This is a genomic window from Actinoplanes sp. NPDC089786 (genome assembly GCF_040684855.1).
Taxonomy (GTDB): domain Bacteria; phylum Actinomycetota; class Actinomycetes; order Mycobacteriales; family Micromonosporaceae; genus Actinoplanes.
In genome coordinates, this window is the sequence record NZ_JBFBGU010000044.1 from 1 (window position 1) to 16,235 (window position 16,235).

The 16,235-nt window shown below is 72.3% G+C and carries 19 protein-coding genes; 12 read left to right on the top strand and 7 right to left on the bottom strand.

What is annotated here, in order from left to right:
* The first annotated feature begins 400 nt into the window (after nt 1-400).
* Complete coding sequence (locus AB0O15_RS46345; protein WP_364334060.1) at nt 401-739, top strand: MmcQ/YjbR family DNA-binding protein; 339 nt, start codon at nt 401-403, stop codon at nt 737-739.
* A gap of 90 nt (nt 740-829) precedes the next feature.
* Here AB0O15_RS46345 and AB0O15_RS46350 read toward each other — a convergent pair whose 3' ends face one another.
* Entirely contained in the window at nt 830-1,798 is a 969-nt protein-coding gene (locus tag AB0O15_RS46350; protein ID WP_364334063.1) for a polysaccharide deacetylase family protein, read from the bottom strand.
* 30 nt (nt 1,799-1,828) lie between these two features.
* Here AB0O15_RS46350 and AB0O15_RS46355 point away from each other — a divergent pair, with 30 nt between their 5' ends.
* Nucleotides 1,829-2,032 carry a hypothetical protein gene (locus AB0O15_RS46355; RefSeq protein ID WP_364334066.1) on the top strand — a complete coding sequence of 68 codons (204 nt, stop codon included), beginning with the start codon at nt 1,829-1,831 and terminating at the stop codon, nt 2,030-2,032.
* A gap of 95 nt (nt 2,033-2,127) precedes the next feature.
* Here the strand turns inward: AB0O15_RS46355 and AB0O15_RS46360 are convergent, their stop codons facing one another.
* The gene (locus AB0O15_RS46360; protein WP_364334069.1) at nt 2,128-2,730 is read right to left on the bottom strand and encodes an XRE family transcriptional regulator; all 603 of its coding nucleotides are present in this window, start codon (nt 2,728-2,730) and stop codon (nt 2,128-2,130) included.
* Between the two features lie 48 nt (nt 2,731-2,778).
* Here AB0O15_RS46360 and AB0O15_RS46365 point away from each other — a divergent pair, with 48 nt between their 5' ends.
* Together AB0O15_RS46365 and AB0O15_RS46370 are read left to right on the top strand one after the other, a co-directional pair.
* Nucleotides 2,779-3,567, top strand: coding sequence for a class I SAM-dependent methyltransferase (locus AB0O15_RS46365; protein WP_364334072.1), 789 nt, complete (start codon nt 2,779-2,781; stop codon nt 3,565-3,567).
* Between the two features lie 62 nt (nt 3,568-3,629).
* Complete coding sequence (locus AB0O15_RS46370; RefSeq protein ID WP_364334075.1) at nt 3,630-4,136, top strand: isochorismatase family protein; 507 nt, start codon at nt 3,630-3,632, stop codon at nt 4,134-4,136.
* Here the strand turns inward: AB0O15_RS46370 and AB0O15_RS46375 are convergent.
* Complete coding sequence (locus AB0O15_RS46375; RefSeq protein WP_364334078.1) at nt 4,099-4,764, bottom strand: aminoglycoside adenylyltransferase domain-containing protein; 666 nt, start codon at nt 4,762-4,764, stop codon at nt 4,099-4,101. The genes AB0O15_RS46370 and AB0O15_RS46375 overlap by 38 nt on opposite strands.
* A gap of 91 nt (nt 4,765-4,855) precedes the next feature.
* Between AB0O15_RS46375 and AB0O15_RS46380 the strand changes: the two genes are divergently transcribed.
* The 6 genes from AB0O15_RS46380 to AB0O15_RS46405 all read left to right on the top strand — a co-directional run bounded on the left by AB0O15_RS46380 (nt 4,856) and on the right by AB0O15_RS46405 (nt 9,384).
* On the top strand, nt 4,856-5,812 hold the full coding sequence (locus tag AB0O15_RS46380; RefSeq protein WP_364334081.1) for a hypothetical protein: 957 nt from the start codon (nt 4,856-4,858) through the stop codon (nt 5,810-5,812).
* Between the two features lie 170 nt (nt 5,813-5,982).
* Complete coding sequence (locus tag AB0O15_RS46385) at nt 5,983-6,735, top strand: lytic polysaccharide monooxygenase (protein ID WP_364334145.1); 753 nt, start codon at nt 5,983-5,985, stop codon at nt 6,733-6,735.
* Nucleotides 6,720-7,304, top strand: coding sequence for a DUF305 domain-containing protein (locus AB0O15_RS46390; RefSeq protein WP_364334083.1), 585 nt, complete (start codon nt 6,720-6,722; stop codon nt 7,302-7,304). The genes AB0O15_RS46385 and AB0O15_RS46390 overlap by 16 nt, the downstream gene beginning before the upstream one ends.
* A 4-nt stretch (nt 7,305-7,308) precedes the next feature.
* Nucleotides 7,309-7,866 (top strand): GNAT family N-acetyltransferase, encoded by a 558-nt coding sequence (locus AB0O15_RS46395; protein WP_364334086.1) that lies wholly within the window; start codon nt 7,309-7,311, stop codon nt 7,864-7,866.
* 34 nt (nt 7,867-7,900) lie between these two features.
* Nucleotides 7,901-8,779 (top strand): ATP-binding cassette domain-containing protein, encoded by an 879-nt coding sequence (locus tag AB0O15_RS46400; protein WP_364334089.1) that lies wholly within the window; start codon nt 7,901-7,903, stop codon nt 8,777-8,779.
* Nucleotides 8,776-9,384 carry a hypothetical protein gene (locus AB0O15_RS46405; protein WP_364334091.1) on the top strand — a complete coding sequence of 203 codons (609 nt, stop codon included), beginning with the start codon at nt 8,776-8,778 and terminating at the stop codon, nt 9,382-9,384. The genes AB0O15_RS46400 and AB0O15_RS46405 overlap by 4 nt, the downstream gene beginning before the upstream one ends.
* A 158-nt stretch (nt 9,385-9,542) precedes the next feature.
* Here the strand turns inward: AB0O15_RS46405 and AB0O15_RS46410 are convergent, their stop codons facing one another.
* From AB0O15_RS46410 to AB0O15_RS46425, 4 genes are read right to left on the bottom strand one after another with little or no spacing between them, the layout of a single operon-like run.
* Nucleotides 9,543-9,962, bottom strand: coding sequence for an SgcJ/EcaC family oxidoreductase (locus AB0O15_RS46410; protein ID WP_364334094.1), 420 nt, complete (start codon nt 9,960-9,962; stop codon nt 9,543-9,545).
* Entirely contained in the window at nt 9,895-10,881 is a 987-nt protein-coding gene (locus AB0O15_RS46415) for a helix-turn-helix domain-containing protein (RefSeq protein WP_364334096.1), read from the bottom strand. The genes AB0O15_RS46410 and AB0O15_RS46415 overlap by 68 nt, the downstream gene beginning before the upstream one ends.
* Nucleotides 10,878-11,516, bottom strand: a complete 639-nt coding sequence (locus tag AB0O15_RS46420; protein WP_364334099.1) for a response regulator transcription factor — start codon at nt 11,514-11,516, stop codon at nt 10,878-10,880. The genes AB0O15_RS46415 and AB0O15_RS46420 overlap by 4 nt, the downstream gene beginning before the upstream one ends.
* Nucleotides 11,513-12,688 carry a histidine kinase gene (locus AB0O15_RS46425; protein WP_364334102.1) on the bottom strand — a complete coding sequence of 392 codons (1,176 nt, stop codon included), beginning with the start codon at nt 12,686-12,688 and terminating at the stop codon, nt 11,513-11,515. Before AB0O15_RS46425 ends, AB0O15_RS46420 begins: the two co-directional genes overlap by 4 nt.
* 148 nt (nt 12,689-12,836) lie before the next feature.
* Here AB0O15_RS46425 and AB0O15_RS46430 point away from each other — a divergent pair, with 148 nt between their 5' ends.
* Both AB0O15_RS46430 and AB0O15_RS46435 read left to right on the top strand, forming a co-directional pair.
* The gene (locus AB0O15_RS46430) at nt 12,837-13,598 is read left to right on the top strand and encodes an ABC transporter ATP-binding protein (RefSeq protein WP_364334106.1); all 762 of its coding nucleotides are present in this window, start codon (nt 12,837-12,839) and stop codon (nt 13,596-13,598) included.
* Nucleotides 13,595-16,105, top strand: coding sequence for an FtsX-like permease family protein (locus AB0O15_RS46435; RefSeq protein ID WP_364334111.1), 2,511 nt, complete (start codon nt 13,595-13,597; stop codon nt 16,103-16,105). The genes AB0O15_RS46430 and AB0O15_RS46435 overlap by 4 nt, the downstream gene beginning before the upstream one ends.
* Nucleotides 16,106-16,235 lie beyond the last annotated feature (130 nt).

Here is a 16,235-nt window from a genome sequence, read left to right on the forward strand (position 1 = left end):
ACCGACGCGGTTGGCGTCGGCACGGTGACGCCACGTCCGAACATGGGTCCACTCGGTGCTCGCGGCCGCTGCCAGCATCCTCAAGCTGCCGGCCGTCGTTTCCAGCACTGAATCCTGGTTGTCAGCAGTAGTTACATGTAGCGCCCCCAATAGGCGCACTGTTCTGCCGCGATGAAGGATGACTTCCGAGCCCGGGTCTGGGTTTTGGCCGGTGTTTCGGTCGCGATTTCGGGTCCCACCTCGGGCGGGGGCCAGTATCGGCGGCTCTGAACGGGAGAAGGCGGGCGGCGAGAGGAGGCAAGCGGCGAAAGGTGGCAAGCGGCCGCGAGGCGAGGGGGCAGGTTCCGCCATGGGCTGATCCGCGGGACCCGGTGGCGGAGGGGCGTGGCATGGTGTTCGGGTGTCGGATGCCGGGGATGTGCGGCGGGTGGCTCTCGGGCTGCCGGATGTGGTGGAGATCGACAGCGACGGGTTCGACTTCCGGGTGCACAACCGGGGGTTCGTGTGGTCCTACCCGGAGCGGCTGCCCGGGAAGCCCCGGGTCATCCGCACCGATGTCGCGGTTCTCTTCGTGGGGGACGAGGCCGAGAAGCAGGCTCTGGTGCTCGGCGAGCCCGACCTCTTCTTCACGACGCCGGGGTATGACGGGCTGCCGCTGGTCATGGTGCGGCTGGACCGGCTGGACGCGGAGCGGCTGACCGAACTGGTCACCGACGCGTGGCGGATGCGGACGGAGTGACCCGGCGGGAACAACCCGGCGGCCGCGCGCGGAGGTCTCGCCGCGCGCGGCCCGGGCCGGGTCACAGGGCTCTGCTGTGGCCGTACCCGATCAAACGCAGTTGAGGTTGGGCCACGACCAGTTCCCGTTGTGCTGGACGGTGAACCCGAAGACGTTGCCGCTGCCGTTGGGGCGGGCGGTCATGATCAGGCCGGTGCTGTCGTAGGTGATGGCCGCGTTCCAGGTGGCGAGGACGCGTTGCGGTGAGTGCAGGGTGACCGTGACGGTCCAGTTGGTGGCGCCGCTGACCGTCACCTGGCCGTTGAAGCGGTCCGACCACTTGGTGCCCTCGGCGTAGGTGGCCGAGCAGGATCCACCGCCGGGCGGCGGCGTCGTCGAGTCGGGGGCCACGGCACGGCCGGTCGACGGGGAGATCATGCCGGCGCAGAGGCCGCGGCTGTTCAGGCCGGAGACGATCTGCGGTATCGCGGCGATCGTGGTGGCGTACTGGTCGTGCATCAGGATGAGCTGGCCGTTGGTGAGCCGGCTCGCGGCCTGGACGATCTGCGCGGTGCTGGCGCCGTTCCAGTCCTGCGAGTCGACGTCCCAGGTGACGGTGCGCAGACCCAGCGCCGAAGCGGCGGACTGCAGCGTCGCGTTCGTCTCGCCGTACGGCGGCCGGAACAGGCGCGGGGTGCCGCCGCCGGCGTTCTGGATGGCCGACTGGGTGCGGGACAGCTCCGACGACATCTGCGCCTGGGACAGCGTCAGCATGTGCGGGTGGGTGTAGCTGTGGTTGGCGATCCACATGCCGGCGCCGGCCTCGGCCGCGACCAGCCCCGGGTTGGCGGCGGCGTTCTGGCCGGTGTTGAACAACGTCGCCCGCACGTTGTTGTTGCGCAGCGTCGTCAGCAGCGTGTTGGTGTTACCGGGGTTGGGGCCGTCGTCGAAGGTCAGGCCGACGTAGCCGTTCTGGCAGGCGGCGAGGGTGGTGGTCGCCTGCGCGGCCGGCGGCGCCACGGCGAGGAGGGAAGCGGCGACGCTGAGGACGAGCGCGCCGGCGCGGACCGGGTGGGGCATGGAGGTGCTCCTTGTCGTCGAAGTGTGGCCGTGGGCCGACCGGTGGAAGCCGCCACGGAACCGGACTTCATCGTGATGCGCACTTCGATCGCCGTCAATGCCTGTTTTCTCGGCAGCCGCCGGAAGTTTCGGAACGGCCCCACGCTGCACTTCGTGCTGTGGGAGAGCCGCGCGGCGGGAAGGCAGGTCAGGTCGATGTTCCGGAAGTATCGGAACGACAACCAAACCCTTTGATGGGTACGCGCGCTTCATCGCCCCGTGGCCCGGCGTGGCCTGGGTGGGGCGAGACCTCCGCGTGCGGCCGCCGGGTTGTTCCCGGTGGGCTTGCTCTAAACCTTGGGGACGCGGGCGCCGTGGGCGTGGATGTGGCCTTCCGGCTCGGCGAGGTGGGAGCGTTCGCCGGCGTGGTCGAGGATGCAGAGGATCTCGGCCGGGGCGTCGGGGGTGGCGCCGAAGGCGTGCGGGACCATGGTGCTGAACTCGGCCGCCTCGCCGGTGCGGACGTGGATTGTGCGCTCGCCCAGGCGGAGCACGACCGTGCCGGCGAGGACCGTGAGCCAGTCGCGGCCGGGGTGCACCCGCAGCTCTGACGGCGCGGGCCGGGTGATGCGCAGCTTGGCCACGGTCATGGCGGCGCCCTCGCGCGACAGCAGCCAGGTGGTCATGCCCCGGGCGTCGTCCTTGTAGGGGCGGATCACCACGTCGTCGTCGGAGCCGGACTCGACCAGGGCGTCGAGCGTGGTGTCGAGCGACCGGGCGATCGCGGTCAGCTGGTCGAGGGCGATGCGGCGGTGGCCGGTCTCGATGCGGCTGAGGGTGGAGGGGCTGAGGTGGCAGCGGGCGGCCATCTCGTCGAGGGACCAGCCCCGGGCCAGGCGCAGGCCCCGGATGCGCTGGCGGACCAGGTCTTCCAGCTCGGCGTCTTGCTTCATACGCAAGATGGTACGCGTCAGACGCAAAGCATGGGTACGGTCGACGGCATGGCTCACTCCCACTTCGCCGAACTGCTCGACCTCGACGCCGAGGTTCTGTCCGACTACCACCGCACGGTCTTCGACTGGGTCGGCGGTGTGGCGGCCGACCGGCCGCACGTCGTCGATCTGGGCGCCGGCACCGGGGTCGGCTCGCTGGCCCTGGCCCGTGCGCTGCCGGGGGCCACGATCACCGCGGTCGACGTCGACGACGAGATGCTCGATCACCTGCGGCGCAAGGCTTCGGCCGCGGGGCTGGCCGATCGGATCCGCACGGTCCGGGCCGACCTCGACCAGCCCTGGCCCGATCTCGGGCCGGCCGACCTGGTCTGGGCCTCGGCCTCGATGCACCACATGGCCGACCCGGCGGCCGCGCTGACCGCGGCGTTCGGCCTGCTGCGGCCGGGCGGGGTGTTCGCGGTCAGCGAGCTGACCGCGTTCCCGCTGTTCCTGCCGGACGGGCCGGAGGCCGATGTGGAGCGACGCGCCCACCAGGTGATGGCGGCCATGCGCGACGAGGCCGGCCTGCACATGCACGAGGACTGGGCGGCCCGCCTGAAGGCGGCCGGCTTCGACCCGGTCGAGGAACGCCGCTTCGACATCGCGCTGGAGCCGCCGCTGCCGCCGGCCGGGGGCCGCTACGCCCAGGTCTCCCTGGAGCGCATGCGTCAGGGGCTGGCCGAACGGCTCTCCCCCGCCGACCTCACGACGCTGGCGCAGGTGGCCGCGTCCCTCCCGGACCGCGACGACCTGGTCGTGCGTACCCACCGCATGGTCTTCCTGGCCCATCGGCCCTGACGAGCGCCTTGCCCCGAAAGCCCGCCGACCGAGGAGCCGCCACCCCGCTAGCATGGGCCACCGTGACGACCGCGCTGATCGTGGTGGATCTGATGCCTCGCCTCGTGGAGCAGGACATGGGGCCGCATCGGGGCGCTGACGTAGTCGCGCGGTCGGCCGCGATCGCCGCCGCGGTGCGACGTGCCGGCGGGACGGTGGTTCTGGTTCGCGTCGAGCGCCCCAACGTCGCCACCCAGCCGCCGGGCAGCGGTTTCGTGCCCGAGATGCGGCCGCGGGACGGTGACGTGGTCGTGGTGAAGCGGACCATCGGCGCCTTCTACGGCACCGGACTGGCCGAGCGTCTGACCGAGCGCGGCGTCACCACGGTCATCATGGCGGGCCTGGCCACCACGATGGGCGTCGAGTCGACCGCGCGGGCGGCCGCCGATCACGGGTTCGGCGTGGTGTTCGCCTCGGACGCGATGAGCGGCGTCACGGCCGCCGAGCACGAGCACGCGCTGACCACGACGCTGCCGCGGTTCGGTGACGTGCTCACGACCGATGAAGTGCTGCGTTCAGTACGCGGCTGATCTCCGGCGGGGGGATCGGCGCGTCGGCCAGCGCGGCCGTGATGGCGACGAGTGACGGGTCCCGCTCCAGCGCCCACCGCCCGGCCTCCGCCTTGGGGGAGTGCGCCCCCTCCACCGCGAAGCGCCACATCCGGCAGGCCGTCAGCACCATGAACCGGGCGTGCTCGACGTCGTCGGTGAGCTCCCGCCACCGGGTCAGCCAGTAGCGCCCGCGGTCGACGACCCATGACGCCGGCACCGGGCCGATCACCGCGTCGGGCGGATCGGACCCGACCAGCGTGACACCATGCGCCCTGGCCACCGACAGTTCCACGACAAAATCAGGATCCGACGGTACGTCCACCGCCACGTCACCGTGCCCGGCGTACAGCAGAACCCCCGGCGCCGATGTCGGACGAGCGACCACCGCGGACGAAACCACATGCAGGTCGAGCGGGGCGCCCGACGCGATCGAGAGGAGCCGCGGCACCGCGTCGGACGGCAGCGGGGACGACGTGATCAGCAGCAGGTCGATGTCGCTGCGGCCGGGCCGGTACCCGCCGAGGGCCAGCGACCCGTGCAGGATCACGGTCCCGCCGGTGACGGCGGCGCACGACCGGGCCAGCGACGTGGCGCGTGAGATGGACATGGCCAGCCGAAGCTCCCGCCGGGTTGGTCCGCGTGATGATACGTATGAGTCCCTGGTATTACCAACTTATTAACACCTACCGTCCCTGGTCATGAGACGACGCTCCCTGCTGGTGGCCGGCCTCGCCTCGGCCGGCGCCACCGCGATCGGAACACCGGCGACGGCCGCGCTTCCCGGCGGCATGCCCACCTACCGCTACCTGCGTGACGCGCTGCGCATGCCGTTGCGCTACAACCCGACCGGCGAGTTCATCTTTCCGTGCATCCGCGGCGTGTACGACAAACTCGCCAACACGCGCGCCCGCTACCACCTCTACTACGCGCCGCACGAGAAGCCCGGCGGCATCTGCGTGGCCTTCGCCGACTCGCTCGACGGACCGTTCACCGAGCACACCGCCAACCCGCTGATCGACAACGTGCTGCCCGGCGGGGCCACGGTGAGCCACGTGTCCTCGCCGCACGTCATCTGGGACGCCCCCACCCGGCAGTTCTACTGCTATTTCCACGGCGAGAACTTCACCACCCGGGTCGCCCGGTCCACCGACGGCGTGACCTTCACCGACGAGACGCCGATCCTCAGCACCCGCCTGGTGCCGAACACCACCGAGACCTCGTACGCGCGGGTCTTCGAGCATGTCCTGCCCGGCCGCGGCAACCGCTACGTGATGATCTTCATGGGCGTGGTGTCGGGGCGGCGGCGGCTGTTCTACGGCTGGTCGCCCAACGGCCGGGACCAGTGGCAGTTCCATCCCACGGCGCTGATCGACCCGGAGCCGGACGGCCTGACCGACATCTCCGGCCCGCATCTGGTGAAGCGCGGCGGTCTGACCTATGTGGCCTATCACGGCAACGACGGGAAGATGCGTGTCACCGAGGTCGGCGCGGCCTTCGACCGGCAGAACCATCTCGGCGTCTTCTATTCGCCGGTCGCCGGTGACAACGGCCGCGCGGCCGCCCCGTCCTTCGGCACCGACGGCGGCACGCAGTACATGTTCTATGAGGCCGGCGCCCGCCTGAGCGCCCGGATCTGCATAGCCAAAGCGGTCTAGTGCTGCATAGATAGAAAAACTTCACTGTGTCTATTTACTGTTAACACTCTTTAACTTATGTTGGGCGGACAAGGCGAGTGAAGGCCCCCGTCCCGGCGGGCCGGGCGGCCCCCTGAACGACACCCCCGGCCCGCCGTCCCCCAGCAGAGGAGCACTCCATGACCCGACGAGTGAGGCGCCGCATAGCCCTACCGATCCTCACCCTGACCGCCGTCGTCACGTCGATGTTCGTCGCGGTGCCGGCCGCGCTGGCCCACGGCTACATCTCCACCCCGCCCAGCCGCCAGGCCAACTGCGTCCGCGGCAATCCGGGCAACTGCGGCGACATCATCTACGAGCCGCAGAGCGTCGAGGCGCCCAAGGGCTCGATGCAGTGCAACGGCGGCGGCGCCCGGTTCGCGGTGCTGAACGACGAGAGCAAGGGCTGGCCGGCGACCTCGGTCGGCAGCTCGGTCACGTTCACCTGGACGCTGACCGCCCGGCACTCCACCAGCACGTGGGAGTACTTCATCGGCAACACGCTGCTGGCGTCCTTCAACGACGGTGGCGCGCAGCCCGGCGCGACCAAGACCCACACGGTCAGCCTGGGCAACTTCAGCGGCCGCCAGCGGCTGCTGGCCCGGTGGAACATCGCCGACACGGTGAACGCGTTCTACTCCTGTGTGGACCTGCAGATCGGTGGCGGCAGCACCCCGCCGCCGAGCAACCCGCCCCCGTCGAACCCGCCCCCGTCGAACCCGCCGCCGTCCAACCCGCCCCCGTCCAACCCGCCGCCGGCCGGTGGCACCTGGGCCGCGGGCACGGCGTACTCGACGGGCAGCACGGTCACCTACGGCGGTCTGAGCTACCGCTGCCGGCAGGCGCACACCGCGCTCGCCGGCTGGGAACCGCCGAACGTCCCGGCGCTGTGGGAACGGATCTGACGAAGTGTGGGCTCCGCCGCGGCGGGGCCCACGCCCTTCTCGTCCTCCTGCTGACGCTCGTCGTGGCCGGCTGCGGCGGCGACTCGGACACCGGCGGCCCGCAAGAGGCGAACGCCACCGACGTGATGTACGCCCAGATGACCGTCGAGCACATCCGGCAGGGCCTGCCGGTGCTCGACCTGGCCGTCGAGCGGGGGAAGTCGCCCGAGCTCAAGGCCGTCGCCACCGAGCTGCGCGGGCAGTGGACGGCCGAGAACACCACGCTGGCCGGCTGGCTCGCCGAGTGGGACCGGCCCGCCGAGGCCGACCCGAACGAGTCGATCCACGCCGGGCACGGCGCCCTGCACGCCTTGCGGCCGCAGGATGTCGACGACCTCCGGGCGGCCACCGGCGCCTTCGACCAGACGGCCACCGCGCTGCTGCTCGGCCACCTGCACAACGGCATGGAGACGGCCCGGATGGAGGCCAAGGGCGGCGCCTACCGCCCCGCGGTCGACCTGGCCACCCGGACCACCACCACCCGCCAGGCGCAAATCCAGCGACTTCTGACCTTGGCGGCCGGACAATAGCCGGATGCCCGAGTTGACATCCCCCACCACCGACTTGCACAAGTCCTGGCTGGACGCCCGTGACGACTGGGGCCGCGGCGTGCACCAGGACGGCGCCGGCCTCCGCGACTTCGACGACGTCGACTCGCCCGAGGGCTTCGCGCGCTTCGTCCAGCGCCTGCACGACGAGGACAAACCCGACATCGAGCCCGAGCCCGGCCGGGTGAACACCACCTACTGGTGGATCACCGATGGCGACACCGTGCTGGGCGGCATCTCGCTGCGCCGTGAGCTCAACGACTTCCTGCTCGAGCAGGGCGGAAACATCGGTTATGGGGTACGCCCGTCAGCCCGCGGCCGGGGCCTGGCCGGCTGGGCCCTGCGCGAGGTCCTCGGCAAGGCCCGTGACCTCGGCCTGACCCGCGCGCTGGTGACCTGCCACGTCACCAACGACGCCTCCCGCCGGGTCATCGAACGCGCCGGCGGCGTTTTCGAGGACATCCGCGACGGCCGCCTGGGTCCCACCCGCCGCTACTGGTTCACCCTGCAGGCCGAGCGTCACAACCCGGCCAGTGCGGCGTAGCCGGGTTGTGAAACTCGGCCTAAAATGCGCGTCGATGATCGAGACGATCGAGCTCACGAAGACGTACGGCAAGGTCCGGGCGGTTGACGGCCTCTCGTTCAGCGCGCGACCGGGGCGGGTGACCGGCTTCCTCGGCCTCAACGGCTCGGGCAAGAGCACCACGCTGCGCATGCTGCTCGGGCTGACCCGGCCGACCGCCGGCGAGGCGCTGATCGACGGCAAGCCGTTCACCGAGCTGCCTCAGCCGCTGCGGCGGGTCGGCGCCGTGCTCGAACAGGGCCTCAGCCATCCCGGGCAGAGCGGGCGGGCCCACCTGGTGTCGCAGGCGATCCTGGCCGGCGCCGGGAAGGACCGGGTCGACCGGCTGCTCGAGCTGGTGGGCCTGGCCGACGACGCCCACCGCCGCACCGGCGACTACTCGCTGGGCATGCGGCAGCGGCTGGCCGTCGCGACCGCGTTGCTGGGCGAGCCCGACGTACTCGTCTTCGACGAACCGGCCAACGGCCTCGACCCGTCCGGGATGGCCTGGCTGCGCGACCTGTTGCGCGACCACGCCGACGCCGGCGGCACCGTGCTCATCTCCAGCCACCTGCTGGCCGAGCTGGCCCAGCTGATCGACGACGTGGTGATCATCGCGGACGGGCGACTGCGGGAGGCGATGCCGCTCACCGAGCTGTACGGCCTGGCCACCCAGCGGCTGCGCGTGCAGGGCGCCGACCCGTCCCGGCTGGGGCAGGTGTTCGAAGGCGCCGGCGCGTCGGTCACCGCGGTCGAGGAGACCCTGGAGGTGGTCGGCCTGGAAGCCAGGGAGGCCGGGGAGATCGCCTTCGCCGAGGGCATTCCGCTGTACGAGCTGACGGTCGAGACGCCGCACCTGGAACAGATCTTCCTCGACCTGGCCGGCGCCCGATGACCGCCCTGGTCCGCAGCCAGCTCTACCGGATGGTGACGATCCGGTCGAGCTGGCTGTCCATCGTGCTGTTCGCCGTGCTGGCCGCCTCGTTCGGCATCCTCGAGGCGTACTGGTGGGCGCTGTTCGTGGGCATCGGCACGTTCGGCATCTCGGTCCTCACGGTGGCCCAGCACTACCAGCACCGGACGGCCGCCCTGCTCTACCTGGCCCAGCCCAAGCGCCTCCCGGTGCTGCTCGCCCTGGTCCTCACCACGGTCGGCGTCACCCTGATCTTCGCGGCGGTCACCGGGATCCCGGTCTATTTCGAGGACGACCTGTCCCAGAAGATGTACGAGCGCACCCTGCTGGTCGTACCCATCATGGCGGTCTTCGGCGCCGCCACCGCGGCCATCGTCCGCCGCTCCTCCTGGATCTTCTACGGCTTCGGCGTCTGGTTCGTGCTGATCGAGGGCCTGGCCGGCCAGATGCGCTGGCCGCTCCCGATCTCCTCCTACCTGGACGCGGCCCGGGGCGTCGGCTTCGGCCGCCTGTTCTTCCTCGGCTGGGCCGTGGTGGCCCTGGCCGGCGCGGCCCTGGCCCTCTTCCGCGACCTCACCAGCGACTGACCCGCCCGACAGTGGTAGGCCCGGACGGCTTCCCGGGCCGCAACACCGTGTTCCCCTACCGCCGTTCGTGGGGGGTGGTAGGTCCGGACGGTGTTCGGGGCCGCGATGCCGTGCTGATCTACCACTGCCCGGGACGGTGGTCGGGCGGGACGGGATGGCTAGGTGATGGACTCCAGGGCGGGCAGGGCGGCGAGGGGGACCACGCGGGCGTTCTGGAGGGTGGCGACCTCCCAGCGGGAGTTCTGCCACACCACGGCGAGGAGTTGCATCAGGCGGGCCGGAGCGGGGGCGCCCGGCATCAGGACGCCGAAGCGGTGGTGCACGACGCCGGCGCCGGGCGCCACGACGCGGGCGAAGGGCACGTCGCTGTCGACCAGGCTCGAGCCCTTCAGCATGGTGTCGAAGGCGGGCTGCTGGAAGGCGACCAGCGTGTCGCGTCCCTTCTGGATGGTTCCCTCGAACTCCACCAGCTCGGCGTCCGCCGCGAAGTCGGCGTAGAAGCCGGCGGCGTCACCGCGGTTCCACGCCTCGCACATCCGGGCCGGGATGGCGCTCATCGTCTCGATCGACTGATCCATGGCCGCCATCGTGGCCGGGATCAGCGGGCGGCGCCTTGACCATGCGTGCACGGCTGCTGGACATCAGCGCCGCCGCCGTGTAGCCGAAGGTGGCCTTGAACAGCCGGCTGAAGTGGGCCGCGTCGGCGAAGCCCCAGCGTGCCGCCACCGAGGCGACCGTGCGCCCGCCGCCGGTCAGGTCGGCGTGGCACCGGTCGAGGCGGCGCCGGCGGATCAGGGCGGCCACCGTGAGCGGCTCGTCCTCGAAGAGCTTGTGCAGGCGGCGTACGGAGAGGTGATGCGCCGCGGCCACCTTGGCCGGGGTGAGGTCGCGGTCGGCCAGCCGCGCCTCGACGTAGCCGCGGACCCGGTCGCGCAGGACCGGGTCGGACGAGGGGGCGGCCAGGGAGGAGCCGAGGGCCACCGAGATCAGCTCAATCACCGCGGCGGCCGACCGTTCCTCCTCGTCGGCGCGGAACCCGCTGAAGCCGCGTGTCATGTCGCGGGCGAGCGACGCCACCAGCGCGGCGGGGCCACGGTCGCCGGGGATTCGTACCCCGGCGAAGCGGTCGGCGCCGCGCAGCGCGTGCCGCGGCACCAGCATGGTCACGTGGGTGCTGGCGGTGCTGGCGTACCGGACCGGGCGCGCCGGGTCGATCAGCACCAGGTCGGCCGGGCCGAGCACGACGTCGTCCCGGCCGTGCTCGACGCGGACCCGCCCGCGCATCATCAGGTCGATCTGCCACCGCGCCTCGTCGGACGCGCGGACCGCGCGGGCCGGCCGGAAGCACTCCCCGGCCGGCGTGACCAGCTCGACCATGCGCAGCGGCCCGAGGTCGCGGGTCACGACGCCGGCCCGGAAGGGGCCCTCGTGCCGCCCGCCGAGCAGCGGCGGCATACCGCTGACGGCCAGCTTCTCCAGGTAGGCGTCGGCGCTCATGCGACCAGGCGGCGTTCCCAGGCCCAGGCGGCGATCTCGACCCGGTTGCGGGCGCCCAGCTTGGTCTGGACGCTGCCCAGGTGGGTCTTGACCGTGCCGATCGAGATGAACAGCTCGGTGGCGATCTCGGCGTTGGTCAGGCCCTTGGCGGCCAGCCGGACCACGTCCAGCTCGCGCGGGGACAGGCCGCCGTCGTCGCCGGCCGGCGCGGGTGGGCTCAGGTGTTCGAGCAGGCGGACCGTGATGGACGGGCTGATCAGCGCGTCGCCGGAGACGGCGGCCCGGACCGCCTCGATGAGCAGGGCCGGGCCGGAGTCCTTGAGCAGGAAGCCGGCGGCGCCGTTGCGGAGGGCGGTGTGCACGTACTCGTCGAGGTCGAAGGTGGTCACCACGACCACCTTGACCGGCTCGGCGACGCCCGGACCGGCCAGCAGCCGCAGCGCCTCGAGGCCGTCCATCTTGGGCATCCGGATGTCGAGCAGGGCGACATCCGGCCTGATCCGGCGGGCCAGGGCCACCGCCTCGACGCCGTCGGCGGCCTCGCCGGCCACCTCCATGTCGGGTTGCGCCCCGATGATCATGCCGAATCCGGTTCGGACCATGGCCTGGTCATCAGCGATGATCACGCGGATCACCGGCCCACCTCCAGAGTCAGCGGCAGGGCCGCGTCGACCACCCAGCCGCCGTCGATGCCGGGGCCGGCGGTGATCCGGCCGCCGACCGCCCGGACCCGTTCGGTCAGCCCCACGAGACCGTACCCCGGCCGTTCGCGGGGGAGGGCGGCGCGGGGCGGCGCGCCGTCGTTCGCCACCCGGACGAGCAGCCAGTCGGGCGTACGCCGGATCCAGACGTCGACCACCCGGGCGCCGTCGGCGTGCTGCCGGATGTTGGTCAGGGCCTCCATCACCACCCGGTACGCCGAGGTGGACACCTCGACCGGCAGCCCGTGCGGGTCGCCGTCGGTGTGCAGCCGGGCCAGCGGGCCACCGGCCGCCGTGAACTGCTGCACCAACTGGGCCAGCTCGGGCACCCCGGCGATCGGGGCCAGCGGCGCGTCCGGCTGGGCCTGCGGGTCGCGCAGCACGCCGACCATCCGCCGCATCGAGGCCATCGTCTCGGCCCCGGCCTGCTCGATCTGTTCCAGCGCCAGGAGGACCCGTTTCGGGTCCTGTTCGGCGATGAACCGCGCCCCCTGGGCCTGCACCACGATGCCCGTGACGTGGTGGGCAATGAAGTCGTGCAGGTCACGTGCGAACTCGGTGCGCTGTTCGGCGCGGACCGCGTCCATCGCGCGGCGCCGGCTGGCGTCGATCGTCCGCAGATAGACCCCGGCGCCGATCGCCACCGTGGCGGCCAGGGCGAGGATCAGGCCGGCGATGACGAACTGGTACTCGAAGCCGCCCCGGATCGGCATCAGCCCGAGCGCGATGACGGTGGCGATGACCGCCATCACCGACCAGGCCGGGTCGCCGCGGCGGCTGACGACGAACAGCACCCCGAGCAGGGCCAGCGACTCGGCCGTGCCGAAGCTGGCCTGGGTCGGCCCGGCCGCGCCGATCACGATGGTGATCAGCAGCGAGAAGGCGGCCAGCGCCAGGGCGGTCTTGGGCAGCCGGGTCGACCCCTGCTGGTGCCGAGGCAGCCAGACCGCGGCGGCGAGGACCGCGGCCGGCACCTCCAGGAGCACCGCCGGACCGGCCCCGGACGATCCGGTCAGCAGGTCGATGGCGCCCAGCCCGGCCATCACCACGAGCACGGCGGCCTGACCCGCGTGGAAGAGCAGGTTGCGGTTGGGCTGGTTCGTCATCGTCACCCAGCGTATGTCCTGGCCGGGCGGGTCCCATCGGCCGAAAGACAGATCCGCGCCCGGACGGGATCCCGCCCGTGAGCCGATGTGACCGCCCGGCCTTCGCCGACAGCATGTGTCCCGACAACAATCCTCACCATAAGGACAGATGATGACGACCCTCGCGAGCGAGCCCGGCACCCTGGCCGCGGTGTCCGCGGTCGATCTGGTCAAGGTGTACGGCGCCGGCGACACCGCGGTACGCGCCCTGGACGGTGTGACCGTGGGCTTCGAGCGCGCCCAGTTCACCGCGATCATGGGACCGTCCGGATCCGGCAAGTCGACCCTGATGCACTGCCTGGCCGGCCTGGACAAGGCCACCTCGGGCCGGGCCCTGCTCGGCGGCACCGACCTGACCACCCAGCCCGACCGGGTGCTGACCAGGGTGCGGCGCGAGCGGATCGGGTTCGTCTTCCAGTCGTTCAACCTGCTGCCCCAGCTGACCGCCGAGCAGAACATCATGCTGCCGCTGGACCTGGCCGGGCGGCGGGCCGAGCGCGGCCTGTTCAGCCACCTCACCACCACCCTGGGACTCACCGACCGGCTGAACCACCGGCCGGCCGAGCTGTCCGGCGGCCAGCAGCAGCGGGTCGCGGTGGCCCGGGCGCTGGTCACCCGGCCCGAGGTCGTGTTCGCCGACGAGCCGACCGGCAACCTGGACTCCCGCTCCGGCGCCGAGGTGCTGCTCTTCCTGCGGAACTCGGTGCGTGAGCTGGGTCAGACGATCGTCATGGTCACCCACGACCCGGGCGCCGCCGCGTACGCCGACCGGGTCGTCCTGCTGGCCGACGGCCGGGTGGCCGGCGACCTGGACCGCCCGGGTCCCGACACCATCGCCACCGCCCTGCGTGACCTGGCGGCGGCCCGATGAGCGGCGTCCTGCGCACCCAGCTCGGCGAGTCGGCCCGCCGCCCGTCCCGGCTGCTGCTGACCGGCATGGCCGTGCTGGTCGCGTCGTTCGTGGTCTACGCGACCGTGCTGGCCCAGCAGATCACCCGGGCCAGCATCCTGGACGGCCTGAGCCAGACCCCGGAGGCCGCGGCGCTCGTGGTCACCGGCAAGGACAACGGGGTGACCACCGAGCAGCTCGCCCGGCTGGCGCGGGTGCCGGGCGTGACCGCGGCGGTCGGCCGGGTCGACGCCGGCGGCGAGGTGAACGGCCGCGGCCTCAGCCTGAGCTCCGACCCCGGGTCCGGGCCGCTCAGCACGGTCAAGGTGACCGAGGGCCACTATCCCGCCAGGACCGGTGAGCTGGCCGTGACGCCGAGGACCGCCGACCGGATGGGTCTGCGGGTCGGCACCACGTTCCAGATGGCCACCACCTACGACGAGGACGGCAGGCCGGGCAAGCCCCGGTCGCTGACGGTGGTCGGCGTGGTGTCGGTGCCGGACGACTACGGGCAGCAGGCGTACGCGCCACAGCCCCAGATCAGCGCGCTCACCGGGGCCGACCGGGTCTCCGTGGTCGAGCTGGCCGTCGCGCCGGGGCAGGAGGCGCCGGTCCGGAGCGCGGCCGAGGCCATCGCCGGCGCGGGCGCGGGCGTTCGTCCGGGCGCCGACGTCCGCCTCGACGAGGCCCGGGCGGTGGCCGACGACGTGGACGACGTGTTCTCGGTGGTGGCCATGTTCGTGGCGATCGCGCTGGTCGCGGCCGGGCTGGTCGCCGCGTCCACGTTCCGGATCATCTTCGCCCAGCGCACCAAGCAGCTCGCCCTGCTGCGCGCGGTCGGCGCCGGCCGCGGCGCGCTGGTCCGCGCGCTGATCGCCGAGGGGGCGATGACCGGCCTGGCCACCGGCGTGGTGGGCGTGCTGGCCGCGCTCGGCCTCGGTCACCTGGTGCCGGTCATCGCCGGCGCCTTCGGGACGGACCTGGCCTCGCCGGGTGTCCCGGTGCTGCCCGCGCTGGGCGTGATCGCGCTGGCCGTGGTGGGCACCGTGCTCGCCGTGCTGACCCCGGCGGTCTCGGCCTCCAAGGTGTCGCCGCTGGAGGCGCTGCGTACGGCGAGCACGTCGCCGGCCCGGAAGGGCATCGGCTGGCCGCGTGCGGTGATCGGGGTGCTGCTGGCCGGTGGCGCCGGGCTGGTGGCCGCGTACGTGATCATGAATCTCCCCACGCCCGACCAGAAGAACTACGACCCGCAGAGCATGCTCATGCTGGTGGTCGCCTCGGGCGGGCTGGCCTTCCTGGCGCTGATCGCGCTCGGCCCGGTGCTGGTCCGGCCGCTGCTCGCCGCGGCGGGCTGGCCGCTGCGCCGGCTGGGTCCGCTGGGCCGCCTCGCGGTCGGTGGGGTCGGGGGAGCGCCTCGCCGGGCGGCGGCGGTGTCCGTGGTGGTCGCGCTGGGCGTCACCCTGATCGCCGGGTCGCTGGTCGGCGCCTCCTCGGTGCAGGCCCTGCTCGAGCGGGAGACCGCGTCCAGCGCCCCGGCCGACTTCGAGGTCACCGCGGCCGACACCCCGCTCGACCCGAAGCTGGCCGACCAGGTGCGGGCCCGCAAGGAACTGACCCACGTGGTGCCCTACCGCAAGATCGCCGCGGTCACCGTGACCGGGAGCGAGACCAAGCTGGAGGCCAACGACCTGGCCATGGACGCGGTGCCCGGCATCGCCAAGCTGGACGTCAAGAAGGGCACCTGGCACGGTCTCCGGCCCGGCCAGGTGATCATCTCCGGGTTCGCCGGCGACGTCAGCGACCTGAAGGTCGGCGACCGCACCACGATCACCGCCGGCCGGCGGTCGGTCCCGGTGACCGTCGCGGCCACCCTGCCCGACTCGGCGCCGCTCGGTTCAGGCCTGGTGCTCACGCCGCAGGACCTGACCACGCTGGGCGCTCCGGCGGGCTACTCCGGCCTGCTGGCCGACGCCGTGCGGTCCGGTGACGTGGCCCGCAACGCCGCGGACGCCGCGCTGCGACAGACGGTGACCGGGCCGGGCGTCGGTGTCACGGTGCTGGCCGACCAGCGCGACGAGATCGAGAGCGCGCTGAGCACGCTGCTGCTGATCGCGATCGGCCTGATCGGGCTGACCGTGCTCATCGCGGTGGTCGGGGTCGGCACCACGACGGCCTTGTCGGTGGTCGAGCGGGTCCGCGAGTCGGGCCTGCTGCGTGCCCTGGGGCTCTCCCGGGGCGGGCTGCGGGCGATGCTGACCGCCGAGTCGGGCCTCTACGGCGTGCTCGGCGCCCTGCTCGGCCTGCTGCTGGGCGTGCCATACGCCTGGCTGGCCGTCTCGGCCCTGGGCCAGAACGCTCCGCTGATCCTGCCCGGCTTCCGCCTGGTCGCCGTCTTCGTGGTCCTGGTCATCCTCACCGCCCTGGCCGGCGTCCTCCCGGCCCGCCGAGCCGCCCGCGTGAGCCCGGTCGTGGCCCTGGCCACGGAGTAGAAACGACGACGGTCCGCTCCGGCCGTTCCGCGAAGCGGATCCGGCCGGAGCGCAACCAATCACGCACGTGGAGCGCAGCGACCCTCGGCGGGAGCGACGGTCTGCACCACCCACCCGGCTACGACATCAA